Raw genomic sequence first — 16,305 nt, 5'->3', positions numbered from 1 at the left:
GCGCTCTGTCCCGCGGCTCGTCGTTCCGGCTTTGCGCAACGCGGGCCCCGATGATGCGAGCAATCTGGCGCGTTCCAGCGGCGCGAGCGCGGCAACACGGCGGCAGCTTCGCGCAAGGGCGTGCACAGTCCCGACCCGCAGCTTCCTAACTCGAATGTGAAGCGCAAGCGATCTTCGCCCTTTGCGGCTCGGCGATTGCATGTCACCATCGCGTCATACGACGGGAGACTGCGATGCGTTTGCTGTTCTCGATCGGGGCTGTGCTGGTTGCCGGCATGTTTGCCGGAGGGGACGTCGCGGGCATCGCGGCACCAGGACCAAAATTTGAACCGCCAAAGAACCAGCCGCAGCGGTTTGCGGCCGACAGGGACGCGCAGACGGTCGACGTCGAGCTGATCCTCGCGGTCGACGTGTCCTACTCCATGGACATGGACGAACTCGCGATCCAGCGCGAAGGCTATGCGCAGGCGATCCAGTCGAAGGAATTTCTTCAGGCGCTGAAGCTCGGACCGAACGGCCGGATCGCGGTGACCTATTTCGAGTGGGCCGCCTCGAGCGACCAGAAGATCATCATTCCCTGGCGGCTGATCGACGGCCCGGAGACGGCGGATGCAGTCGCCGCCGAGATCATGAAGACGCCGATCCGGCGCGCCTCGCGCACCTCGATCTCCGGTGCGATCACGTTCGCGATGCCGCTGTTCGACGAGGATCCCTATCGGGGCCTGCGCCGTGTGATCGACATTTCCGGCGACGGCCCCAACAACAATGGCGGTCCGGTCACGGTGGCGCGCGACGCCGCGCTGGAGAAGGGCGTCGTCATCAACGGCCTGCCGATCATGGTCAAGGAGCCGTCCTATTCGACCATGGATATCGACAATCTCGATTTCTACTACGAGGACTGCGTCATCGGCGGTCCGGGCTCCTTCGTCATCACGATCAAGGACCGCGACAAGTTCAAGGAGGCGATCCGCACCAAGCTGCTGATGGAGGTCGCCGGCCGCACGCCGGAGCGCCCCGTGATGCCCGTCGCCGACAAGGAGCCGCGCGTCAACTGCCTGATCGGCGAGAAGATCTGGTCGGACCGCTGGGGGCGCTGAGCGGCGTGCTACGTCGCCAATGCTCGCTGCCGTCTCGTGGCGACGATCGCGATGACGGTAGCGTCGCAGTCGGCTTTGTGGCGGATTAGCCACAACCCGGGCGAGCCGCGTTCGACCCGGTTCCAACTCGATTGCCGGCCGTTGCAAAGCAACCTAAGAGTTGAGTGTTCGTTTCTCTTCGTTTCCCATCTCGCACACGCAATTGCCGCATCATTCCCAGCACACATGGCTTCGAAAATTGGCGCCGTAGCAGCACGCTGCGTGGCGATCGCCGCCGCCTGCGCTTCCGTCTCGATGCTGCTGACGGCACGGGCCGAAGCCGCATGCACGCCCGCGGCCGGAAACGATGTGTCGGCCGTCTGCACTGGCGCGACGGCGGGCGGCTACGGCGGTGCCGGCTTCACCAATCTGAACGTCACCGTGGACACCGGCGCCACGGTCACGGCGGGTGCCGCGAGCATCACCTTCAATACCGGGAGCCTGCTGAATCGCGGCACGGTGAGCGGCGTCACGTCCGGCGTTCTCGGCGCCACGGCCACGATCACCAATTCCGCCCTGATCTTCGCGAGCGGAGGCACCGCCATCGATCTCAGCGGCAGCCTGACGTTGACCAATTCGGGATCCGTGCAAGGCAGCCAGAACGGTGTCCACGCGGCGACTGCGACCATTGCCAATTCCGGCTTGATCGTCGGCACGTCCGGCCAGGCGATCAGCCTGAGCGGCTTTGGCGACATCACCAACAGCGGCAACATTTCCGGCAATTACGGCATTCTCTCGTTTTCCACCGTCAAGCTCGCGAACCGCGGATTGGTGTATGGCGACAATGCCGCCTTGTCGGTGAACGGCGCGACGATCGACAATAGCGGCACAATCCTGTCCGGCGGCACCGCCGTCGATTCCGCGGGCGCAACGATCGCCAATCGCGGCACGATCAGTGGCGCCAGCATCGGCATCGGGACCTCCGGCTTCACCTTGAACCTCGACAATTCCGGCAGCGTTTCGGGCCAGTTCGGCATCTTCACCAACGTTGGCAACATCGTCAATTCGGGCACGATCAGCGGCACCGGCGGCACCGCCATCGATGCATTCGTCAACCTCGCGCTGGTCAATTCGGGCGTGATCAGCGGGCAGACGACGGCGATCTTCGCACCGACCGCCGCCATCACCAATTCGGGCTCGATCGCCGCGGCCACCGCGGCGGCGATCGATGTTACGGCCCTCACCCTGGCCAATTCCGGATCGATCAGCGGCGTGACGTCAGGTGTTCACGGCGCCACGGCCACCATCGCCAACTCCGGCTCCATCACCGCCACCGGCGGCCCCGGCATCGATCTCAGCGGCAGCCTGAAGCTGACGAATTCAGGCTTGGTGCGCAGCAATTCCGACGGCCTCAGTGCCGCGAGCGCGACCATCGTCAATTCCGGCTCGATCGTCGGGAATTTGCGGGCCATCAACCTGGTCGGGGCCGGCGACATCACCAACAGCGGCAGCATTTCCGGCGGCTCCTACGGCATCGCTTCGTTTTCCGGCGTCAAGCTCGTCAATAGCGGCACCGTCTCGGGAAGCGTCTCCGCCGTTTCGGTGAGCTCGGCGACTATCGACAATTCCGGCGCGATCCTCTCCAACTCGGTTGCGATCGATGCCGGGATCGCCGTGATCAACAATTCCGGCACGATCGCGGGGCGGGGCATTGCGATCACAACCGTCGATCTCACGCTCTTCAACACCGGCACGGTGTCGGTCAGCGATCCCGGCGCTTCGGCGATCTATGCGTTGAGGGCCGATATCAGCAATGCCGGCCTGATAGCGGCGGCGAATATCAGCAGCCTGGCGATTTCCTTAAGTTCTGCGGCCGATACGCTCACTTCGTTCGCCGGCTCCCGGATCATCGGCCGCATCGATCTCGGCGGCGGCGCCGATCGGGTGGATTTCCGCGGTGGCAACTTCAATTACACTTTCAACTCGCTCGCGGGCGTGACCGTCACTTCGGCGGGGCCTTACATCGTGCAGGGATCGCGGGTCGTCACGGTCGATCCCACGCCTTTCGCGGCGACCAACCGCAACATCCTGGCGTTCTCCGCGGCGGTGACGTCGGCGCTGCCGCTGGCGGAGCCGCCTCCGCCCGCTGCGAGACCGGCGATGAGCTACGCCACGGGGGTCAGACCGGCGCAGGGCGCGCGCGAGGCCTTCGCCGCGGTGATGACGCCGCAGGGGCCGACGGCCGTCTATGGCGGCGGAGTGAGCATGTGGGCGCGCGGCTTCGCCGGCGAGCGAGATCAATCGGCAACAGGCCCGCTGCTCCACACCGTCAATCGCTTCCAGGGCGGTTTCATCGGCGGAGACTGGCAGGCCAATCCGTTCTTTCGTCTCGGCGCGTTCGTCGGCGCGGGCGCCATGCGGAGCACGGAGGATCTCAATCTCAACGGCGTCAGCTCGGATGTCGCGTTCGGCGGCGCCTTCGCCCGCGGCACGTTCGGCGACACCTTCCTCGACATGATGATCCAGCTCGGCCGCTTGTCAGGACATAGCTCCCGCGTGGTCAGCAACAATCTGGCGCCGACCGGGATCGAGACTGCCCTGGGCGACTACGCCGGCTTGTACGCGATCCCCGAACTCGGTCTCGGGCGTCACATCGAGCTGGGCGAGATGGGCGGCACGACGTGGCGGCTGACCCCGGTGGGACGCATCCGCTATCTCGCCGGCAACCTCGGCGGCTACAACGAGAGCGCTTCGACGGCGAGTCTGACGGTGGGCGGACGCCGGCTGTCGGAGCTCGAGGAGCGCGCTGAGCTGAAATTATCGGGAACGATCCGTAGCGCCGACTTTGCGGTGATCACCGGGAGCCTCCGCGTTGGCGTGCTCGGCGCGCAACGGGTGGGCGGTGCGGCGGTGAACGCCACGCTGCTCGGCCAGGCCATTCCGTTCGCAACGCCGGGCGCCGACACGATCTGGGGTGTTCTGGGCGGAGGCGGCCTCGAGCTCAGCCGAGGCGCGGCCAGCTTCTTCGTCTCTGGCGACTACCTGAAGGCGTCGGACTCGAGTGTGGTTTATGGCGGGCGCGGCGGGTTGAGGCTCGCCTTCTAGAACTCGGGTTGTCCGGACGATGCCCGCGCCTACCGAAGATGAGATCATTTGCCCCACCGCACCCGGCAGTTGAAATTAATCGATCGTTAACCGGCGCGTGTCCCTAATCGCGTGGTTTCTGTCCGTTTCGAGCCAGCACCCTGACATCTGCTGAGGCGAACGAAAGCGGGTTTGTCAGACCTGTCTCCGAGCAGTCCAATGGCCACCGTCACATCGAGCACCAACCAGATTTCGCCCGCCAACGAGCGGCTGTATCACCAGAGTGCTCTGGTCGGCGACTGGAAGGGCAATTGGGTGGGCAACAACCAGCCCGTCGGCTTCAAGGTCGTGAACATCCGCGGCGCCCGGGCGCAGGTCGAGTACACCCATAACGGGCACACCGAGCGCGGCTTTGCCGAGGTTCAGGGCACACTTATCACTTTTGGCGGGGTCACGGTCGGCACCAAGGACGGCAAGAACATGGTGATGCTGTTCTCCTTCGGGGGCGCCGGCAAGCAGACCGCGAATCTCGAGAAGCAGGCCCCGCCGGCTTCCGACAGCCGCCTCATGGGAAGCTGGGGCGGCTATTCCAGCGCCAACGGCAAGAGCGCGAGCTTCAAGGTGCTCGCGGTCAATGGCAAGGAAGCGCAGGTCAGCGTCACCACCGACGGCGTCACGCGCCAGGGCACCGGCTACGTCTACAAGAACGTCATCATGTTCGGGCAGACGCAGATCGCGACCGATGACGGGCAGAACGGCAAGGTCATCTACCAGGTCGGCACGAAATCCTTCATGGTGCCGGTGACGAAATATCCGCCGGCCGACACGTCGTCCTCCGTCGACAGGACCGCCTGAACGCGCGGCGCCCCGAACACGCGCCGGGCCTGCTGTCCTCACCAATTCGGCGTCCGCTTCTCCACGAACGCCCTCAAGCCCTCCTGCGCCTCATCCGACGTCGCGACGATGCAGAAATCGTCCACGGCGCTTGCAATGCTGCGGCGATAGTCGAGATCGATCTGGCGCATGAAGGCCGCGCGGCCCATGCGCAGCACCGCGGCTGATTTGCCGGTGAACTGCGCAGCGAGCTTCGCGACCTCGGCCTCGAGCTCCGCATCCGCGATGACGCGATTCACCACGCCGAGATCGCGTGCTTCCATGGCGCTGAAGACCCGGCCGGTGAACAGCAGCTCGAAGGCGCGGTGTCGTCCGACGATGCGCGGCAGATGCGCGTAGTGGATCGCGGGAATGACGCCGACGTCGATCTCGGGATAGCCGAACGTCGCGCTCTCGGCTGCCAGCACCACGTCGCAGGACACCGCCATGGTCATGCCGCCGCCCCGCGCCGCACCGCCGACCGCGGCGATCGAGGGCTTTCCGAGCCCGTACTGGGCATCGTAAAGGTCGATATAGAGCGCCTGGAGGAATTCCCGGATCTCGGCGCCGGATCTGCCAAGCAGGATGTCGAGGTCGAGGCCCGCCGAAAAACGTTTTGCAATTGCGCTCGCCAGCACGACCACGCGTGCGCCGTCGTCGTCCGCAGCGCGGCGGAAGGCGGCAACAACTGCGCGGATCATCTCGAGGCTCAGCGCATTGACGGGCGGGCGACACAGCGTGATGCGGGCGATGTTGCCAACGCATTCGTAGGCGACGGGATTGTCAGAGGTCACCGAGTTCTCCATGCTTCATTGGGGCAGCGCCTTCAACTGCCCCTCGATCTTGCGCAAGACTTCGCGGGCGGCCATCGCCGATCAGCCGCCAGACATCGTCAGTCCGTTCCGTCAGATGCGGGATCGTCAGCGGCAAGAGGGCCCGCTTCATGACCAGCTTACGTTGCGGCGCGACCCGTGCAAGACCTCGGGCGCGCATGCTAGGCTGCGTGCGGGAGATTGCTCGCGACTTGGAGAGGACAGATGACCGACGAACATCCCATGATGGCCGGCTCCGCCACCGTCTTCGTCGTCTCCGACATCGCCGCGAGCCTCGCCTATTACCGCGACGTGCTCGGGTTCGAGGTCACCTTCGAATATGGTGTGCGCCCTTGTCCTATGCCTGCCTCTGCCGCGACGTTGTCGCTCTGCATCTGCTTGCAGCGGCCAGGACGAAACGATTGCCCGGGCAGGGCGGCCTCTGCATTTTCGTCCGCGACGTCGACCAGCTCTATGCCGAATTGTCCGGCCGTGGCGCCAGGCCATCAACCAGCCGGAGGATCGCGATTACGGCATGCGCGATTTCGACATCGTTGATGCCGATGGCAATCAGCTCACCTTCGGCATGGGTATCCCGGAACCCGGCTGAGGCGATGCCGGCGCAGCCTTGCTGGCATTCCTCATCGCCGGAGGGTATGATTTGCGAGGTTTTCGAAGGTTACCTGAATGTCCCGCCTTGCAACTTCATGCGGTCTTGCAGCTATCTTCGCCGTGCTCTGGCTCGGCGGCACCTCCGTTGATGCGCAAGTTGCACCGCTGAGGTATGTCATACCGGGCGGACCGTTTGGCTTTGGCGGCAGCGATGGCCAGAGCTCGGATCCTTACGGCAATTTTCCAAGCTTCAATGCCGGTGACGCAGGCGGGCGCACTAATTTTGCGAATGGCTTCTTCGTCGGCAGCCAGCGCGGCAACCTCAATTGGAGCGGGCTCAGTCAGACCGGGCAGAGTCAGACCGGGCTTAGTCAGAGCGGACTTGCCGGCAATTTCAGCGCGCTCTCCTATGACAGCACGCAGTTCGGCTACACCACCAAGACAGCTGGCGGCTTGCCCGTGACGTTCTTTGCCGGCTTCGAGACGTTGAAATATGGCAATGGCATCGGCAGCTCGGTGGCGCCGCTGACGTCGGGCGCGGTACCCGGCACCAGCGCATTTGCGGGCGTCGAGTTCAAACCGACCTCCAACCTCAGTCTGTCGTTCGGCGCCGGTTTCATCCAGCAGGACTCGGGTCGCATGGACAGCGATATCAGATCGAACATGCTGCCCGGCGAGTCGCCGGTCCTGGGCGGCCTTCGGCGTTAGGATCGCATCACAAGCTCCGGCGGACGCCGCTGCGATTTCGGCAGGTCCGGGCCGTACCCGAAACGCATCACGATATCGGGACGCCGCTCGCCCAGTCCGATTGAGGCCGCGAATTGCGGCCTCAGCGCCGCCACCTCGACCGGCTGGTTGACGAAGGAATATTTGAGCCCGAGCGCGGTCGCCTGCAAGCCGAAGCGCTGGCAGGCGCGGCCGACCGCAATCCAGTGCGATGTATCGCTGCGATCCGCCGCGAGCACGACGACGCCCGCAGAGCTGGCGAGCTGTTCCCGGTACTTCTTGTTTTCGCTGCGCTCCGTGAAGAAGAACTTCAGCAGCGGCCGTGCCAGCCATGACGGCAGAGACGGGTTTCCCGAGGCGGGCGAGAACAACCCGTCCATGGTCGCGAGCGCCTCCGTCTCGTTGAAGCGAATCCAACTCACGAGCTCGCGCATGAAGGCCTTGTCGCGCATTTGCACGGAGTTGCCTTCGAGCACATAGTCGGTGACCCCGGCGATCGCGGCGCGCTCGGTCATCAGGATGGCCGCGACATCAGGTTCGCGGCAGGCGCTTTCGAGCTGGCGCAAGGACTCGGTTGCGGCCGGCCTGCCGTCGAACGCCGCGCGGGTGCATTGCCTGACCGGAATCGCGGCCGCCAACGCCGATGCGGCCGGCGGGGCCTGCTCAAGCGCGATCACGATCCGGTCGCCGTCAATGACCGGATCGGCGCGCCAGCCCAGCGTGGATGCGGCGAGGATGAGGTTTTCGGCGGCGCAGCCGAGACTGACGAAGAGGTGATGATCGTCCGGATCGACGGCCGGGCAGCGGCGCGTGAAGTCCGGTGCAATCGCGATCTCGTTGCCGCGAGCGGAGAAGATCCACGGCTGGGTGTTGTGGCTGTTGGCGGCGAGGATGGCAAAGCGCACGAGCTCGCGATCCCTCGGCACGGCCTGCAGCGGAGCCCGAGACGTCGTCACTGCCTCGTCATAGGTCATCGTTGCCCCTGCGGCAGGGAAGCCGCCGATCGCAGCCGCGGGCAACCCGAGCGCGGCCCCGATGAACTGTCGCCGGTCAACCACAAACGTCCGCTCCATGCCCTTGCACAGCAAGCCTCTAGCACCAACGGGCGCCAGAACGATTGAGCGGAATCAAGATCGGATGGCGGGTCCAGGGAATCCTGGCTTGAGCATCACGACAAGCCCGCCACCAGGGGCCGCTGCAGGTGCTTGGCCATCAGTTCCGCCGCTTCGGCATAACGCCCGGTTTCCAGAATGTCGAGCAGGCGCAGATGCTCGCGCACGTGACGCCGCATGCCGTCGCGGTCGGCGAAGCTGCGATAGGCGAACAGGCGTCTGATCGAGTTCACGCGCCTGAGCGCTTCGAGAAAAAAGGGATTGCCGGCGCCGCGGATGATGTCTTCGTGGAATTCGCAGCCGGAGTGAAAGATCTCGCCGATCGTCATCTTCTCGAGCTCGCCTTCGAAGACGCGCTGCTGGCGCTCGCGCAGACGTACGATCACTTCCTGCGGCAGGGCAAAACCCGGCTGCGCGATTGCCGCCGGCTCGATCACCGCACGAAACGCCTTGGCCTGTGCTTGAGATTCGGGACTCGAGACCGTCTCTGCGAAACGCCAGCCATAGCCCGGCAGACGTGCGATCCAGCCCTCGGCGGCGATCCGGTCCAGCAGCCGCTGCAGCTCGGCCCGCGTGACGTCATAGCGGCGCATCAGCTCCGCCTCGGTAACGTCGGTCGGCAGCCGGCTCGCGAGCACGTCGCCTGCGACGGACGCATAAACCTGCTCGTTGCGCCTGACTGCGGCGAGCGCCGGTTGGGCTGCGCCGCTGGTGGGATTCTTGGCCAGCACAAAGCCGCGATGCGGCTCGCCGCGCGCCAACCCCGCGGCCTCCAGAGCCTTGAGGCCGAGCCGGATCGGCGCGCGTGAAAGGTCCAGCGCGTCGGCAAGCCTTTGTTCGATCAAGCGGTCGCCGGCCTTCATGCCTTCGCGCCGGGCGAACGCCATGATGAGGCCGGCGAGGTGCTCGGCGCGTTCGGAACCGTCGGTTCGGGTGCCGCGCTGTCGGGAACTGTCGGATGCAGTCATTGCAGTGCACGCAAAGTTTAGGGCTTGACAGACTGTCCCATGGATTGTTCTTTTATGCAACAATATACAATCGACCGAGGGAGAGCCCGATGGCACGCGCGCCGGATGTCCATATTTGCGAGGTCGCTCCCCGCGATGGTCTGCAGAATCTCGACATCTTCGTTCCGACCGAAGCCAAATGCGCCTTGATCGACACGATCGCTGCTGCCGGCGTGCGCGAGATCGATGCCGGCTCGTTCGTGCCGCCAAAGGTCGTGCCGCAATTCGCCGATGTCGATACGGTGATGGCGCACGCGCTCACGCACAAATCGGCAGCCATCGGTGCGCTGGTGCCGAACGTGAAGGGCGCCGAGCGTGCCATCGCCGCCGGTGTCGACGCCATCTATTTCGTCATCTCGGCGAGCGAGACGCACAACCAGGCCAATGTTCGCCGCACGGTCGATGAGCAGATCGAGGGATTTCGCGCGGTTCGCGCCGCGATCGACGCTCGGCCCGTGGGGCAGCGGCCGCAGCTGATGGGCGCGATCTCCACCTCCTTCGGCTGCTCGCTCGAAGGCGAGGTCAGTGAAGCGGCGGTGTGCCGGGTGGCGCGCGCCTTTGCCGAGGCCCGTGCCGACGAGATCGGGCTTGCCGACACCGTTGGTTACGCCACCCCAAAGCTGATCGGCCAGATCGTTGCAGCTGTGCGACGCGAGGTCGGGCCGCAAATGACGTTGCGGCTGCATCTGCACGATACGCTCGGCGCCGGCCTTGCCAACGCCGTCGCCGGTCTCGAAGCCGGCATTCGCCGCTTCGACGCCGCCGTGTCAGGCCTCGGTGGCTGCCCCTTTGCCCCCGGTGCGCGCGGCAACATCGTCACCGAGGACCTCGTGTTCATGCTGGAGCGCATGGGCCTCTCCACTGGCATCGACCTCGACCGTCTGATGCAGACGCGCGAGATTCTCGCCCGACATATCCCGGCAAAACACTTGTCGGGGCATCTGCACGAGGCCGGCATTCCCAAAGTCCTGCGGAGCGCGGCATGACGCCGGTTGCGCGTGAGACGGCATCGGAGCTTCGCCCGCTCGCCGGCATTCGTGTCATCGAGTTCAGTCAGATGGTGATGGGGCCGAGCTGCGGCTTGATCCTCGCCGATCTCGGTGCCGACGTGATCAAGGTCGAGCCGCCCAAGGGCGACCGCACCCGCACTTTCAAGGGCCCAGCCGCCGGTTTCTTCGCCACCTACAGCCGCAACAAGCGCAGCATCGCGCTGGATACGTCGACCGCGGAAGGCCAGGACGTCGCACGCAGGCTGATCGAGAACAGCGACGTCCTGATCGAGAATTTCCGGCCGGGCCTGTTGAAGCGGATCGGCCTCGACTACGAGAGCGTCGCGGCCTTCGCGCCGCGCCTGATCTATTGCTCGCTCAAGGGCTATTTGCCCGGCCCCTACGAGAACCGCCTCGCGCTCGACGAGGTGGTGCAGATGATGGGGGGCCTTGCCTACATGACCGGCCTGCCTGACCGCCCGATGCGTGCCGGGGCCTCGGTCAACGATGTCATGGGCGGCATGTTCGGCGTGATCGCGATCCAGGCTGCGCTGGCCGAGCGGCAGCGCACCGGCCGGGGGCGCTACATCCAGAGCGCGCTGTACGAGAACAACGTGTTCCTGATGGCGCAGGCCATGATGTGCGAGGTGGTCAGCGGCCAGCCGTCGATCCCGTATTCGATCAAGGACAGCCCATGGCCGGTCTACGATCTCTTCGACACCAGGGACGGCTCGAAGCTGTTCGTCACCATCGTCGGTGAAGAGCAATGGGAGGCGTTCTGCCGCGCCTTCGATCGTGAAGCCTGGCTCGTTGATCCGCGCTTTGCAACGAGCAACGACCGCGTCGATCATCGCGGCTGGCTGATCCCCGAGATCGCGAAGATCTTCAAGCAGTGGGACAAGGCCGATCTTGCCGCGCGCCTCGAGCAGCTCGATCTTCCCTATGCGCCGGTCAACAAGCCCGGCGATCTCTTCGATGATCCGCATCTCAACCAGTCCGGCGGCCTGACCGCCATTCGGCTGCCCGACGGTAACGAGGCCAAGACGCCGTTGTTGCCGATTTCCATGGACGGAAGGCGGCTGCCCAACCGCTATGATCCCCCTGGGATCGGCGAGCATAGCAGCGAGATCCTGAGCGAGATCGGCATGTCTCCGGACGAGATCGACACGCTGCGACAGGCAGGGACGATCAAGGTCGCGCCGTCCTGACCGATCGGCGTATCGGACAAGAGACAAGGGAGGAGGAGCATATGAGCATTACCAGGCGCCAGGCGCTGATCGCGGGCTCCGCATTGGCCGGAGCATCGCTGTTGCCGGGACGATTGCTTGCGCAAAGCAAGCAGGTCTCGCTCGCCTTCGGACCGGTGTCGCCTGTCTACGCCATCGGCATGATTGCGGAGCTGAAGGGGTACTTCAAGGACGAGGGGCTCGATTCAAAGCTCGTCACCGGCAATGCCGGGACGTTCGGACGCCAGACGCTGGCGGCGGGGCAGGCACTGTTCGCGCACGGCGATGCCAGCCACCCGCTCCAGCTCGGCGCCCGCGGTAAGCCCTGCAAGATCCTGCTCGCCACCGAGATGGTGTGCTCCTACGCCAACATCATGGTCCGGCAGGACCTCTACGACAGCGGGATCAATTCGGTCGAGAAGCTTGCCGACTACAAGCGGCCTGACGGTGCCAAGCCGATCGTTGCCGCCACCGCCATCGGCTCCGGCACCTGGGTGTTCGGCACCTATGTGTTCGAGGCGCGCGGGCTCGGTGATAGGGTGAACTGGGTCGCGGGCGGGGGGCCCAACACGATGTTCCCCTCGCTCCAGACCAAGCAGTTCGACGCCATCATGGCGCCGCCGAGCTGGATCGTCGAGGTCGAAAAGAAGGTCTTTGGCAGGACGATCTACGACACGTCCAAGCCGGGCGTGTTCGAGAAGGATTTCGGCGGCGCGCTGCCCGTGCTCGTGATCTACACGCTCCAGGACACGGTCGAGCAGGACAAGGCGTTGGTGCAGGCCTATGTCAATGCGATCTACCGCGCCATGGCGTTCGTGAAAGCTGCGCCGCTCGCGGAGGTGCAGGCGCTGGTCACGCCGAAGTATTTCTCGGGCATCGACCCCGATGCGGTCAGCGCCGAGCTCGGTTTCGACAAGTCGACCTGGGCCTATGACGGTGTCATCGACAAGCCCGCGTTCGAACGCGGCGCCAAGCCCTGGTACCGCAAGGGCACGGATATTCCCGAGACCAAATACGAGGATGTCGTCGACATGAGCTTCCTCCAGGCAGCCAGGGCGAAGTACAAATGATCGCCGCGCCGGGCCAGGGTCTTGCGCTCGCGCGCGACGAGGATGAAGCGACAGCGGCACGCACCCGCATCGCCGTGCAGGGACTTGCCAAGCGCTTCAACGCGTCCGGCCACGAGTTCGTGGCAGTGGATGACGTCTCCTTCGAGGTCAAGCAGGGCGAGTTCGTCGCGCTGCTCGGCCCGTCCGGCTGCGGCAAGAGCACCATTCTCAACATGGTGGCGGGGCTGTTGCCGCGCTCGGGTGGACGTATCCTGATCGATCAGGACACCGTCGAGACCGGCAAGGTCAACCCCAGGGTCGGTTATGTCTTCCAGCGCGATACGCTGTTTCCCTGGCGAACCGTGGAGCAGAACATCGGCTATGGGCTGGAGATCGCGGGATTGCCGAAGGCCGAGCGCGCCGGGCGCGTCGCTGCGGCGGTCGAGAAGGCGGGGCTCTCGGGCTTTGCGCAGAGCTTTCCACGCATGCTGTCCGGCGGCATGCGTCAGCGCGTCGCCTTGATGCGCACGCTGATTTTGGAGCCTGAGATCCTGCTGATGGACGAGCCGTTCGGCGCGCTCGACACCCACACCAAGCTGGAGATGCACAAGACGCTGCTGGAGATCTGGGAGCGCGAGCGGCAGACCGTGCTGTTCGTGACGCACGATCTCGGCGAGGCCTTGACGCTGGCGAGCCGCATCATCCTGCTTTCGGCGCGGCCCGGGCGCCTGAAGGAGGACTTCGACGTCGCCATCCCGCGGCCGCGCGATCCCGTTTCCGTGCGCGAGAGCGCCGAATTCGGCCGCCTCTATTCTCACATCTGGCACTCCCTCGGCGAAGAATTCCGCCGCACCAGGGCCGACTGACCATGTCCAACAGCCGCACCGTAATCCTGTTCTGGCAATTGGCCATTCTCGCAGCCGTGCTCGTCATCTGGCAGTGGGGCTTCGAATGGAGCAAGGCGCTGCTGCCGAGGGCTTACGTGCCCAAAATCCTCGATCCCTATTTCGTCGCCAAGCCGTCGCTGATCTGGCAGAGCTTTCTGCGGCTCGGCTGCTTCTCTGACGCCGGCGGCTTTGCCGCCTGCATCAGGGGCAACGACAACAATCTGTGGCTCGCCACGCTCGTCACGCTGAAGAATACCTGGTGGGGCTTTCTGTTCGGCTCAGCGAGCGGCATCGCGGCCGGCCTGATCCTCGGCCGTTCGGACTTCCTTGCCCGCGTGTTCGGGCCCTACATCGTGGCGCTCAACTCGATACCGCGCATTGCGCTGGTGCCGCTCGTCATCCTGATCTTCGGCCTCGGCGACCTCTCCAAGATCGCGACCGCATGGCTCGTCGTTTTCTTCGTGGTGTTCTTCAACACGTTCGAGGGAACGCGGGCGGTCGACCGCGACCAGATCGCGGCCGCCCGTCTGCTCGGCGCCAGCGAATTCACCGTGCTGCGTACCGTCGTGATCCCGTCCGCGCTCGCCTGGGTGTTCGCTTCGCTTTTGCCGGCGGTGTCCTTCGCGCTGATCGGTGTCATCGTCGGCGAGTTCATCGGCGCCGAGCGCGGCCTCGGCAAGCTCATCATCGAAGCGGAGGCGCGCGCCAATGCCAGCGAGATGATGGTCGCGATCTTCGTCATGATGTTCGTCGGCATCCTGCTGGCGATCGCGGTGCGCTCGCTGCAGTCCTATTTGTTGCGATGGCAGCCGCAATTCGAGCCGTCAGCATAGCGGCCCGGACGAGGGTGAGCGGGCGCGTGCAACGTCACCGGCTAAACCGCGCCACCAGCTCCACATGTGGCGTGTGCCGGAACTGATCGACCGGCACTACGGCGTCGATCTTGTAACCGCCGTCGATCAGCAGCCGCGCGTCGCGGGCAAAGGTTGCGACGTTGCAGGACACCGCGACCACGACGGGCACCTTGCTCGCGGCGAGCTTCAGCGCCTGCGCCTGCGCGCCCTGGCGCGGCGGGTCGAATACCACGGCGTCGAAGCCGCGCAGCTCCGGCGGCACCAGGGGGCGGCGGAACAGATCGCGCGGCTCGGCCTTGATCGGCTTCAGGCCCGGCGTGCGCGCCGCTTTTGCCAGCGCTGCGACAGCGCCGGCGTCGTTGTCATAGGCGGTGACGCGCGCTTTTTCGGCGAGCCGCAAGGCGAACGGCCCGACGCCGCAGAAGAGGTCGAGAACCTCCTTGGCCTTGCCGATGCGTTCCGCGACGAGCGCTGCCAGCGTCTCTTCGGCCGCGACGGTCGCCTGCAGGAACGAGCCCGGCGGCAGCGTCACCTCTGCGCGGCCCATCTTTATTGTCGGCGCCAGGCGTTGCAGCACCAATTCGCCATGCCGCGTCAGCCGCGCCAGGCGGTGCTGCTCGGCGACGCGCGACAGCGCGGTGACGAGCGGCGTCGGCAGCGGGCCGGAGCCACGCACGTCGACATCGAGGCCGTTGGCGGTGGCGGTGATCTGGATGTCGAGCGGCTTGGTCACCGGCATTTTGGACGTCAGCGGCTCCGCCAGCGCCCAGGCGGCGTCGAGCGCGCCGTCGAGTGCGGGATCGAGGATCGGGCAGCGATGGATCGGGATGACGTCGTGTGAGCTCGTCGCGGAGAAACCGACCTTGAGGATGTCATGCGTGCCGAACCGGCCGTGCAGCGTGACACGCCGGCGGCCGGCGCCATGAGCATCGACCAGCGGCGCCACCTCGCAATCGATGCCGGCCTGCGCCAGCGTCTCCACCACGATGCCGCGCTTCCAGGCGTGGTATGGCTCGGTCGACCAGTGCTGGATGGCGCAGCCGCCGCAAACGCCGAAATGCGGACAGAACGGCTCGATGCGCTCGAGGCTCGGGACGTCGACCGCGAGCAGCTTGCGGCGGTCGGGATGGTTGCCTACGACGTGATCGACCTCAACGGTCTCGCCGCCCAGCGTGTAGGGCACGTAGATCGCTTCGCCGGCGTCGAGGCAGACGCCGTCGCCGCGATGGCCGACATGATCGATCCTGATGCGCTCAACCACGACGCGCGCCCAGGAAGAATTCGATATTGCCGTCGCCGCCCGTGATCGGCGAGGGGAATATCTCGATGTCGGTGCAGCCGAGCGAGGCGGCAAAGGCGGCGATGTCGTCGCAGATCTCCTGGTGCACGGCGGCGTCGCGGACGATGCCCTTCTTGTTGTGCTTCCTGTCAGCCTCGAATTGCGGCTTGATCAGCGCCAGCAGGCTCATCGGCGCTGCCGCCAGCGACAGCGCCACGGGCAGCACGGTCTTCAGGGAGATGAAGCTGACGTCGATGACGACGACATCGGGCCGTGCCGGCAGCCGTTTGCCGTCATAGCTGCGGATGTCGGTCGCCTCCATCGACACGATCTTGGGATGGTCGCGCAGCGAGGCATGCAGCTGGCTGGTGCCGACGTCAATGGCGAACACCAGGCTCGCGCCGTTCGCCAGCAGCACCTCGGTGAAGCCGCCGGTGGAGGCGCCGACGTCGAGGCAGACATGATCCTCGATCTCGATGGGATACCGCTCCAGCGCGCCGGCGAGCTTGACGCCGCCGCGGGAGACGTAGGGGTGCGCGGGCTCGGCCTGGATCACGGCGTCCTCGGCAATCGTCTCCGACGGTTTGGCGACCGGCTTGTCGTCGGCGGTGACGAGGCCCGCCTCGATCGCCGCGCGCGCCCGCGCCCGGCTCTCGAACAGGCCGCGCTCGACCAGCAATACATCTGCGCGCTTGCGGGCAGGGGACAATCGACTCTCC

The 16,305-nt window shown here is 65.5% G+C and carries 15 protein-coding genes; 10 read left to right on the top strand and 5 right to left on the bottom strand.

Features of this window, described 5'->3' with window-relative positions; all coding sequences use genetic code 11:
- Positions 1–233 precede the first annotated feature (233 nt).
- The 3 genes from XI04_RS12455 to XI04_RS12445 all read left to right on the top strand — a co-directional run bounded on the left by XI04_RS12455 (position 234) and on the right by XI04_RS12445 (position 5,015).
- A complete protein-coding gene (locus XI04_RS12455) occupies positions 234–1,097 on the top strand; it encodes a DUF1194 domain-containing protein (protein ID WP_028144196.1) in 864 nt (287 codons plus the stop codon).
- Positions 1,098–1,322: 225 nt separating this feature from the next.
- Complete coding sequence (locus XI04_RS12450; RefSeq protein WP_271623701.1) at positions 1,323–4,181, top strand: autotransporter outer membrane beta-barrel domain-containing protein; 2,859 nt, start codon at positions 1,323–1,325, stop codon at positions 4,179–4,181.
- A gap of 198 nt (positions 4,182–4,379) precedes the next feature.
- The gene (locus XI04_RS12445) at positions 4,380–5,015 is read left to right on the top strand and encodes a hypothetical protein (RefSeq protein ID WP_028144198.1); all 636 of its coding nucleotides are present in this window, start codon (positions 4,380–4,382) and stop codon (positions 5,013–5,015) included.
- A 38-nt stretch (positions 5,016–5,053) separates the two neighbouring features.
- Here XI04_RS12445 and XI04_RS12440 read toward each other — a convergent pair whose 3' ends face one another.
- Entirely contained in the window at positions 5,054–5,827 is a 774-nt protein-coding gene (locus tag XI04_RS12440) for an enoyl-CoA hydratase/isomerase family protein (RefSeq protein WP_271610138.1), read from the bottom strand.
- A gap of 243 nt (positions 5,828–6,070) precedes the next feature.
- Between XI04_RS12440 and XI04_RS12435 the strand changes: the two genes are divergently transcribed.
- Both XI04_RS12435 and XI04_RS12430 read left to right on the top strand, forming a co-directional pair.
- Positions 6,071–6,403, top strand: coding sequence for a VOC family protein (locus tag XI04_RS12435; protein ID WP_244611293.1), 333 nt, complete (start codon positions 6,071–6,073; stop codon positions 6,401–6,403).
- Between the two features lie 129 nt (positions 6,404–6,532).
- The gene (locus XI04_RS12430) at positions 6,533–7,165 is read left to right on the top strand and encodes a hypothetical protein (RefSeq protein ID WP_038950553.1); all 633 of its coding nucleotides are present in this window, start codon (positions 6,533–6,535) and stop codon (positions 7,163–7,165) included.
- On the opposite strand, the gene XI04_RS12425 is transcribed toward XI04_RS12430, so the two are convergent.
- Positions 7,162–8,256 (bottom strand): Acg family FMN-binding oxidoreductase, encoded by a 1,095-nt coding sequence (locus XI04_RS12425; RefSeq protein ID WP_152103348.1) that lies wholly within the window; start codon positions 8,254–8,256, stop codon positions 7,162–7,164. The genes XI04_RS12430 and XI04_RS12425 overlap by 4 nt on opposite strands.
- A 95-nt stretch (positions 8,257–8,351) precedes the next feature.
- The gene (locus XI04_RS12420; protein WP_244429205.1) at positions 8,352–9,158 is read right to left on the bottom strand and encodes a GntR family transcriptional regulator; all 807 of its coding nucleotides are present in this window, start codon (positions 9,156–9,158) and stop codon (positions 8,352–8,354) included.
- Between the two features lie 194 nt (positions 9,159–9,352).
- Between XI04_RS12420 and XI04_RS12415 the strand changes: the two genes are divergently transcribed.
- Genes XI04_RS12415 through XI04_RS12395 form a run of 5 tightly spaced genes read left to right on the top strand, consistent with a single transcriptional unit; the run spans position 9,353 to position 14,286 of the window.
- A complete protein-coding gene (locus XI04_RS12415) occupies positions 9,353–10,288 on the top strand; it encodes a hydroxymethylglutaryl-CoA lyase (RefSeq protein ID WP_271610989.1) in 936 nt (311 codons plus the stop codon).
- Complete coding sequence (locus XI04_RS12410; protein ID WP_212476194.1) at positions 10,285–11,499, top strand: CaiB/BaiF CoA transferase family protein; 1,215 nt, start codon at positions 10,285–10,287, stop codon at positions 11,497–11,499. Before XI04_RS12415 ends, XI04_RS12410 begins: the two co-directional genes overlap by 4 nt.
- A 41-nt stretch (positions 11,500–11,540) precedes the next feature.
- Positions 11,541–12,587 carry an ABC transporter substrate-binding protein gene (locus XI04_RS12405; RefSeq protein ID WP_271610136.1) on the top strand — a complete coding sequence of 349 codons (1,047 nt, stop codon included), beginning with the start codon at positions 11,541–11,543 and terminating at the stop codon, positions 12,585–12,587.
- Complete coding sequence (locus XI04_RS12400) at positions 12,584–13,432, top strand: ABC transporter ATP-binding protein (protein WP_028144207.1); 849 nt, start codon at positions 12,584–12,586, stop codon at positions 13,430–13,432. Before XI04_RS12405 ends, XI04_RS12400 begins: the two co-directional genes overlap by 4 nt.
- A gap of 2 nt (positions 13,433–13,434) precedes the next feature.
- Positions 13,435–14,286, top strand: a complete 852-nt coding sequence (locus tag XI04_RS12395) for an ABC transporter permease (RefSeq protein WP_028144208.1) — start codon at positions 13,435–13,437, stop codon at positions 14,284–14,286.
- Between the two features lie 34 nt (positions 14,287–14,320).
- Here the strand turns inward: XI04_RS12395 and XI04_RS12390 are convergent, their stop codons facing one another.
- Positions 14,321–15,568 carry a class I SAM-dependent RNA methyltransferase gene (locus XI04_RS12390; protein ID WP_212476192.1) on the bottom strand — a complete coding sequence of 416 codons (1,248 nt, stop codon included), beginning with the start codon at positions 15,566–15,568 and terminating at the stop codon, positions 14,321–14,323.
- On the bottom strand, positions 15,561–16,295 hold the full coding sequence (locus XI04_RS12385) for a TlyA family RNA methyltransferase (protein WP_038972681.1): 735 nt from the start codon (positions 16,293–16,295) through the stop codon (positions 15,561–15,563). Before XI04_RS12385 ends, XI04_RS12390 begins: the two co-directional genes overlap by 8 nt.
- Positions 16,296–16,305: the final 10 nt, after the last annotated feature.

The organism is Bradyrhizobium sp. CCBAU 11430 (assembly GCF_028128855.1).
Taxonomy (GTDB): Bacteria; Pseudomonadota; Alphaproteobacteria; order Rhizobiales; family Xanthobacteraceae; genus Bradyrhizobium; species Bradyrhizobium ottawaense.
The sequence above is the reverse complement of the archived record's forward strand: the minus strand, read 5'-3'. Positions and strand labels throughout refer to the sequence as shown.